This is a genomic window from Thiobacillus thioparus DSM 505, from assembly GCF_000373385.1.
In the GTDB taxonomy this organism is placed as follows: Bacteria; Pseudomonadota; Gammaproteobacteria; order Burkholderiales; family Thiobacillaceae; genus Thiobacillus; species Thiobacillus thioparus.
Map to the genome: position 1 here is coordinate 37439 of NZ_KB891318.1, position 6813 is coordinate 44251.

The 6813-nt window shown below is 60.2% G+C and carries 7 protein-coding genes and 1 rRNA gene; 6 read left to right on the plus strand and 2 right to left on the minus strand.

All coding sequences use genetic code 11. The features are described from left to right. Positions 1–104 precede the first annotated feature (104 nt). From rplM to erpA, 4 genes are all read left to right on the plus strand, one after another. Positions 105–551, plus strand: coding sequence for a 50S ribosomal protein L13 (gene rplM / locus B058_RS0107575; RefSeq protein ID WP_018507881.1), 447 nt, complete (start codon positions 105–107; stop codon positions 549–551). After that, on the plus strand, positions 548–940 hold the full coding sequence (gene rpsI, locus B058_RS0107580) for a 30S ribosomal protein S9 (protein WP_018079615.1): 393 nt from the start codon (positions 548–550) through the stop codon (positions 938–940). Before rplM ends, rpsI begins: the two co-directional genes overlap by 4 nt. Before the next feature lie 127 nt (positions 941–1067). Then, positions 1068–2096: an N-acetyl-gamma-glutamyl-phosphate reductase gene (argC, locus tag B058_RS0107585; protein WP_018507882.1), complete on the plus strand. Its 1029-nt coding sequence runs from the start codon at positions 1068–1070 to the stop codon at positions 2094–2096. Between the two features lie 92 nt (positions 2097–2188). Further along, entirely contained in the window at positions 2189–2539 is a 351-nt protein-coding gene (gene erpA / locus B058_RS0107590; protein ID WP_018507883.1) for an iron-sulfur cluster insertion protein ErpA, read from the plus strand. A 94-nt stretch (positions 2540–2633) separates the two neighbouring features. Here the strand turns inward: erpA and B058_RS0107595 are convergent, their stop codons facing one another. Together B058_RS0107595 and B058_RS0107600 are read right to left on the minus strand one after the other, a co-directional pair. After that, the gene (locus B058_RS0107595; RefSeq protein WP_026240736.1) at positions 2634–3752 is read right to left on the minus strand and encodes an anhydro-N-acetylmuramic acid kinase; all 1119 of its coding nucleotides are present in this window, start codon (positions 3750–3752) and stop codon (positions 2634–2636) included. Beyond that, complete coding sequence (locus B058_RS0107600) at positions 3749–5065, minus strand: M23 family metallopeptidase (RefSeq protein WP_018507886.1); 1317 nt, start codon at positions 5063–5065, stop codon at positions 3749–3751. Before B058_RS0107600 ends, B058_RS0107595 begins: the two co-directional genes overlap by 4 nt. Positions 5066–5235: 170 nt before the next feature. On the opposite strand from B058_RS0107600, the gene tyrS reads away from it, so the two are divergent. Both tyrS and B058_RS0107610 read left to right on the plus strand, forming a co-directional pair. Beyond that, entirely contained in the window at positions 5236–6426 is a 1191-nt protein-coding gene (gene tyrS, locus B058_RS0107605) for a tyrosine--tRNA ligase (protein ID WP_018507887.1), read from the plus strand. Positions 6427–6704: 278 nt separating this feature from the next. After that, a 16S ribosomal RNA gene (locus B058_RS0107610) occupies positions 6705–6813 on the plus strand; the annotation flags it as partial.

A 6813-nucleotide genomic window follows, 5' to 3' on the forward strand; every position in this document is an offset into this window, starting at 1 on the left:
ATGCCAGTCCGGCGGGCTGTTTGCAGACAGTGTTTGACTTTGTTCGGGATGGGCAGTTAAAATGCCCGGCTTTCCGAGATTGTCCTCTGTGCAGAGGTTGGGTCATGAAAACCTTTTCCGCTAAAACGCATGAAGTCAAACGCGACTGGTTCGTGGTTGACGCCGATAACAAAGTGCTGGGTCGCCTGGCTTCCGAGATTGCTCGCCGTCTGCGCGGCAAGCACAAGCCCGAGTTCACGCCTCACGTCGACACCGGCGACTACATCGTGGTCGTCAACGCCAGCAAGATGGTCGTGACCGGCAACAAGGGCCTCGACAAGAAGTACTATCGCCACTCCGGTTACCCCGGCGGCATCTACGAAACGAACTTCGACAAGATGCAGGAGCGTTTCCCGGGCCGTGCGCTGGAAAAAGCGGTCAAGGGCATGCTGCCCAAGGGCCCGCTTGGCTACGCCATGATCAAGAAAATGAAAATCTACGCGGGCGCGGACCATCCGCACGAGGCTCAACAGCCCCAGCCCCTCGACCTCAACGTTAAGGCCGCATCATGATCGGTAACTACAACTACGGTACGGGACGTCGTAAATCGTCGGTTGCCCGTGTGTTCATCAAGGCCGGTAGCGGCAAGATCGTCGTCAACGACAAGCCGGTGGACGAGTATTTCTCGCGCGAAACTGGCCGTATGATCGTGCGCCAGCCTTTGGCGCTGACCGACAACCTGAGCCGCTTCGACATCATGGTCAACGTCTCGGGTGGGGGCGAATCGGGCCAGGCCGGTGCGGTGCGTCACGGCATTACCCGTGCACTGATCGATCTGGATGCCGAAATGAAGCCTACGCTGAAGGCCGCCGGTCTGGTGACCCGCGATGCACGCGAAGTCGAGCGTAAGAAGGTCGGTTTCCACAAGGCGCGTCGTCGCAAGCAGTTCTCCAAGCGCTAAGCGCGGGTCCGCACAAGAAAGCCGTCCTTTTCAGGGCGGCTTTTTTTATATCCGCACCTTGCGTGTCTTACAATAAAGCGGTTCTTCGCCACATTCATCAAGCTCATTCTTCGTAGGGATTCACATCATGATCAAAGTCGGTATTGTCGGCGGCACAGGCTACACCGGGGTCGAGCTGCTGCGTTTGCTGGCACGCCATCCACGGGTGGAACTGAAGGCCATCACCTCGCGCAAGGAGGCCGGCATGCCTGTGGCGGACATGTTTCCCAACCTGCGCGGACGCGTGAAGCTGGCGTTTTCCACGCCGGAAGAAGCCGGCCTAGAAAACTGCGACGTGGTGTTCTTCGCCACTCCCAACGGGGTGGCGATGCAGCAGACGCGCGCGCTGCTCGACGCCGGCGTCAAGGTGATCGACCTGGCGGCCGACTTCCGTATCAAGGACATCGCGGTGTGGGAGAAGTGGTACAAGATGGAGCACGCCTGTCCCGACCTGGTCGCCGAGGCGGTGTATGGCCTGCCCGAGATCAATCGCGACAAGATCAGGGGCGCGCGGCTGATCGCCAACCCGGGCTGCTATCCGACGGCGGTGCAGCTGGGTTTTCTGCCGCTGCTGGAGGCCGGCGCGGTCGACACCGGCTTCCTGGTGGCGGACGCCAAGTCGGGTGTGTCGGGCGCCGGGCGCAAGCCGGAAACCCATGTCCTGTTTGCCGAGGCGGCCGACAACTTCAAGGCCTACGCGGTCGGGGGCCATCGCCACTGGCCGGAAATCAAGCAGGGGCTGGACAGCTTTGCCGGCAAGCCGGTGGACTTCACCTTCGTGCCGCACCTGACGCCGCTGATCCGCGGCATCCATGCCACGTTGTACGCAAAGGTGAGCGCCGACATCGACTTGCAGGCACTGTTCGAGAAGCGCTATGCCGGCGAGGCCTTTGTCGACGTGATGCCGGCCGGCGCACATCCGGAAACCCGCTCGGTGCGCGGTGCCAACGTCTGTCGCATTGCGGTGCACCGGCCGCAGGGCGGCGACACCGTGGTGGTGCTGTCGGTGATCGACAATCTGGTCAAAGGCGCAGCGGGACAGGCGGTGCAGAACATGAACATCCTGTTCGATTTGCCTGAAGATACGGCGCTGGGCGATGTGGGTATGCTGCCCTAGCCGGCGGAACTCCGCGGCCCCAGCAGGGTCTTTGCTTGACGCAAGCCGGGTGATGCGGATAATCACCTCACACGTTTTCAAGGAGCATCATCATGAATGCAGCAACCGAAATGGAAGTCCCGCTGATCTTCACCGATAGCGCGGCCAGCAAAGTCAAAAACCTGATCGACGAGGAAGGCAACCCCGATCTGAAACTGCGTGTGTTCGTGTCGGGTGGCGGCTGTTCCGGCTTCCAGTACGGCTTCACCTTCGACGAAGCGCAGAATGCCGACGACACCGTCATGGTGAAAAACGGCGTCACCCTGCTGGTTGATTCGATGAGCTTCCAGTATCTGGTGGGCGCTGAAATCGATTATTCCGAAGGCCTGGAAGGCGCACAGTTCGTGATCAAGAACCCGAACGCCACCACCACCTGCGGCTGCGGCTCGTCGTTCTCGGCCTAAGTTCTGCCAAAGCAACAAAAAAAAAGCGGCCTCGGCCGCTTTTTTCATTAGGACATCGCGGCCTCGGCCGCTTTTTTGTTTTCCGGTACGGGGTTCAGGCCGGATAAATCGCTCCCAGGACGCGCTCCCCGCGCGCGCCGGTGACCGCTGGCAGGTTGCCCGGCGCATGATGCAGCATCTGCCTTGCCAGCCAGGCAAAAGCGAGCGCCTCAACCCAGTCTGGGTCGATGCCCAGCGTGGCGGTGGTTGCCACCCGGAGACTCGGCAGGAGGGCGCTGAGGCGCTGCATCAGCGTCCTGTTATACGCCCCGCCGCCGCAGACATAGAGTTCCTGTGCGCCTGTGCATTCGCGGTTGACTGCGTCAGCGAGGCTCATGGTGGTGAATTCGACCAGGGTAGCCTGCACGTCGGGTGGCGCGAGCGCTTCATCCAGACTACCTAGGCGGGTGTCCAGCCAGTCCAGATTGAATTGTTCGCGTCCTGCACTCTTGGGTGGGGGGAGCTGCAGGTAGGCGTGCCTCATCAATGCCGCCAGCAGGCCGGGGTGGACGCTTCCGCTGGCGGCCCAGGCTCCATCGCGGTCGTAATGGACGCCGCTGTGACGCTTGATCCACGCATCCAGCAGCATGTTGCCGGGGCCGGTGTCCCAGCCACGCACGGAACCGCTCGTCGGCAAGTCGGTGATGTTGGCGATGCCGCCGATATTCGCGATCACCCGGTGAACATCCGGATGTCTCAGGACCTGGGCGTGAAAGGCAGGAACCAGCGGCGCCCCCTGTCCACCCGCCGCAATGTCGCGGCTGCGGAAGTCGGCAACCACCGCGATCCCGGTGAGCTCGGCCAGGAGGGCCGCGTTGCCAATCTGCAGCGTGTAGCCATCCGCTGGGCGGTGACGCAGGGTCTGGCCGTGGCAGCCGATTGCCCGCACCCTGCCTGCGGTGAAGCCATCAAGGAGCGACTTGACCGTGTCCGCGTACAGGCGCGCCAACTCATTGGCGGCGATGGCGGCGAGGTGGATCTCGTCGGGTTGCGGCGTATGCAGTCCCAATAGCCGCGTGCGCAGAGCATCCGGGTAAGGCAGGTAATGGGAGTGAAGAAGCCGGACCTGGCCGGCGGACCCTATTTCGGCGAGTGCTGCATCGACACCATCCAGACTGGTGCCGGACATGAGGCCGACATAGTGTTCGGCCTCATACGTATGCCCTGAGTTCAATCGAGTGCGGCAAGATTGGTGCCGCGCAGAAGCCCGAGTTTGTCAGACCAGTTTGCGGTCTGTTGCAGGAAACGTGCTCTCTGTGCAGCAGCCAGCGGGGGGGACCCCGGCAGTTTGACGGACAAGGGATTGTAAGGCCTGCCGGCAATCCGGACTTCGTAATGCAGGTGCGGACCGGTTGCGACGCCAGTGGCGCCGACATAGGCGATGACGTCGCCCTGGCTGACGGCGCGACCGGGGCGAATCCCGGGCGCGAAGGCACTCAGGTGGCCATAGTAAGTTTCATAACCGTTCTGGTGCCGCAGGATGACAAGGTTACCGTAGCCACCTTTGCGTCCGGCAAACTCCACGGTGGCGTCGCTTGTGGCCTTGACGCGGGTTCCGGTCGGCGCGCCGAAGTCGACGCCGGTATGGGCGCGGGCGTAACCCAGCACGGGGTGCATGCGGGAACTGCTGAAGTTGGAGGTGACGCGGGAGAATTCGAGCGGCGAACGTAGGAAGCCTTTCTTCAAGGACTCGCCCTCGGGCGTGTAATAGCTTTCGTGTCCGGAGGCGTCGCTGAACAGCACGGCGCGGTGGACTTTGCCGGCATTGACGAATTCGGCCGCCAGCAGCTTGCCGGTGGAAACGGGTTCGCCGTTGCGGTAATTGACCGTGTAAATGACCGAGAACGTGTCGCCGCGACGTAGATCTTCGCGGAAGTCCAGGCTGGTCGAGAAGGTTTCGGCCATTTTGTCGGCGATCTTGTCTGGAATGCCTGCGCCGTCAGTCGCGCCGTAGAGCGACGACACGATATGGCCGGAGCGCATGACCACACGGGTTTCGATCTGGTCGCTGCTGTCCTGCGCGATATAGCTGTCACCCTGATGGAGGACGGTCAAGGCGGGGCCGTCGCGACGTTCAAACCGGATGCTCAGCAACTGGCCGTCCGGTGTGGTGGTTGCCTGAATATGCTTGCCGGCCCGTATGTTGGTCGCCAGTTGGCGGACTGCATCGGTAGCCAGCAGGCGCTGGATTTCCAGGTCGTCGATTTTTAACCGACCCAGCGCGCTGGCGATCGTATCGCCCGACTGGATCACGGTTTCCCGTTCAAATGTACCGCTGTTGGCGGCGCCAGCCAAAGCGGGAAGGGTGATCGCTTCGGTGATTGTTTCGGGAGTGATATTCGTGGTGGCGGTGTCGGGTGCCAAGCCAAAGGCGGCAACAACGCCAAAAAGCGGCAAGCTGGAGAGAGCAACCAAGGTCCGCAGGCTGAAGCGGCGTTCCGCTCCCGTCATGCGATAGGTTAAGATTCTCAGTTTGGTGAGCGGCATGGACCGTTTCCCTTCCGTAATCGATCCGGGAGTCTACCACAAATGACCCCGATGGGTTTTGTTCAATTCAAACAGTGGCTTGCGTGCGCAGCGCACCGCGTTGAACGCAATGGTATTCGTGTTTTACGGTCAGGTCCGGGCAAACTTGACCTGTACTGGAAAGGTATTTGATGCAGGATGCGTTGCAGGAAATCAAGCGTGGGGCCGACGAACTGCTGGTCGAGGCCGAGCTGGTCGAAAAGCTGAAAACGGGCCGGCCGTTGCGGATCAAGGCGGGGTTCGACCCCACGGCACCGGATTTGCATCTGGGGCATACGGTGTTGCTGAACAAGCTGCGCCAGTTTCAGATGCTGGGGCACAAAATCATTTTCCTGATAGGGGATTTCACCGGCATGATTGGCGACCCTACGGGCAAAAACGCCACGCGCCCGCCTCTGACTCGCGAAGCGGTCGCCGAAAACGCCAAGACCTACCAGGAGCAGGTGTTCAAGATCCTCGACCCGGCCTTGACCGAGGTGCGTTTCAATTCGGAGTGGATGGAAAAGCTGGGCTCGGTCGGCATGATCCGGCTGGCCGCAACCCATACCGTGGCACGCATGTTAGAGCGGGATGACTTCCATAAGCGTTACACCAGCCAGCAACCGATCGCAATCCACGAGTTTTTGTATCCCCTGATCCAGGGCTACGACTCGGTGGAGCTCAAGGCAGACGTGGAATTGGGCGGCACCGACCAGAAATTCAATCTGCTGATGGGACGCGAGTTGCAAAAGCATCATGGACAAGCCCCGCAGTGCATTCTGACCATGCCGCTGCTGGAAGGCACGGATGGCATCAACAAGATGTCGAAGTCGCTCGGTAATTACATTGGGATCAACGAGCCACCGCAGGAGATCTTCGGCAAGCTGATGTCGATTTCCGATGATTTGATGTGGCGCTATATCCAGTTGCTGTCGTTCGAACCGCTTGCGGTGATCGAGACCTGGAAACGGCAGGTGGCCGATGGCGCCAACCCGCGTGACATCAAGGTGCGGTTTGCGCAGGAAATCGTGGCGCGCTTTCACAATCAGGCGGCGGCGATTCAGGCGCTGGCCGAATTCGAGGCGCGTTTCCAAAAGGGTGTGCTGCCTGACGAGATGCCTGAAATCAGTCTGCCTGGGGTCGATGGCGTTCTGCTGGTGCCGCAACTGCTGAAGCAGGCCGGACTGGTGTCGAGTACTTCAGACGCCATCCGTCAGATTACAGGCGGCGGCGTGCGGCTGGACGGCGAACGCGTGGCAGATAAAGGCGCGGCGGTGCCGGTGGGGGCGACGGTTGTGGCGCAGGTCGGTAAGCGAAAATTCGCCCGCGTCACAATTATTTAAAATTAATTTGCTGAAACTGTTGACGGATGGTTTTAGCTCTGTAGAATGCGCACCTTCTCGAAACGCAGCGAGAAACGCGAAAAGCGAGACCTGCTGCTAATCGATTGATCTTTAACAATTTACAGCCGATAGGTGTGGGTGTTGTTGCGGTAGTTGGGCTGACTTTGGTTGGTCTGACAACTAGCATAAATGCTCACACTTGAATGAAGCGTCGTTATTAATTTAGCGTCGCGAGTTTGAGTTGAGCGACTGAAGTATTAGTAGTAATTGCAGAGATTGAACTGAAGAGTTTGATCCTGGCTCAGATTGAACGCTGGCGGAATGCTTTACACATGCAAGTCGAACGGCAGCACGGGAGCTTGCTCCTGGTGGCGAGTGGCGAACGGG

Excerpts from the sequence above, each read along its gene's own strand:
- rplM (WP_018507881.1), top strand. The coding sequence starts at position 105 with ATGAAAACCTTTTCCGCTAAAACGCATGAAGTCAAACGCGACTGGTTC.
- rpsI (WP_018079615.1), top strand. The coding sequence starts at position 548 with ATGATCGGTAACTACAACTACGGTACGGGACGTCGTAAATCGTCGGTT.
- argC (WP_018507882.1), top strand. The coding sequence starts at position 1,068 with ATGATCAAAGTCGGTATTGTCGGCGGCACAGGCTACACCGGGGTCGAG.
- erpA (WP_018507883.1), top strand. The coding sequence starts at position 2,189 with ATGAATGCAGCAACCGAAATGGAAGTCCCGCTGATCTTCACCGATAGC.
- B058_RS0107600 (WP_018507886.1), bottom strand. The coding sequence starts at position 5,065 with ATGCCGCTCACCAAACTGAGAATCTTAACCTATCGCATGACGGGAGCG.
- tyrS (WP_018507887.1), top strand. The coding sequence starts at position 5,236 with ATGCAGGATGCGTTGCAGGAAATCAAGCGTGGGGCCGACGAACTGCTG.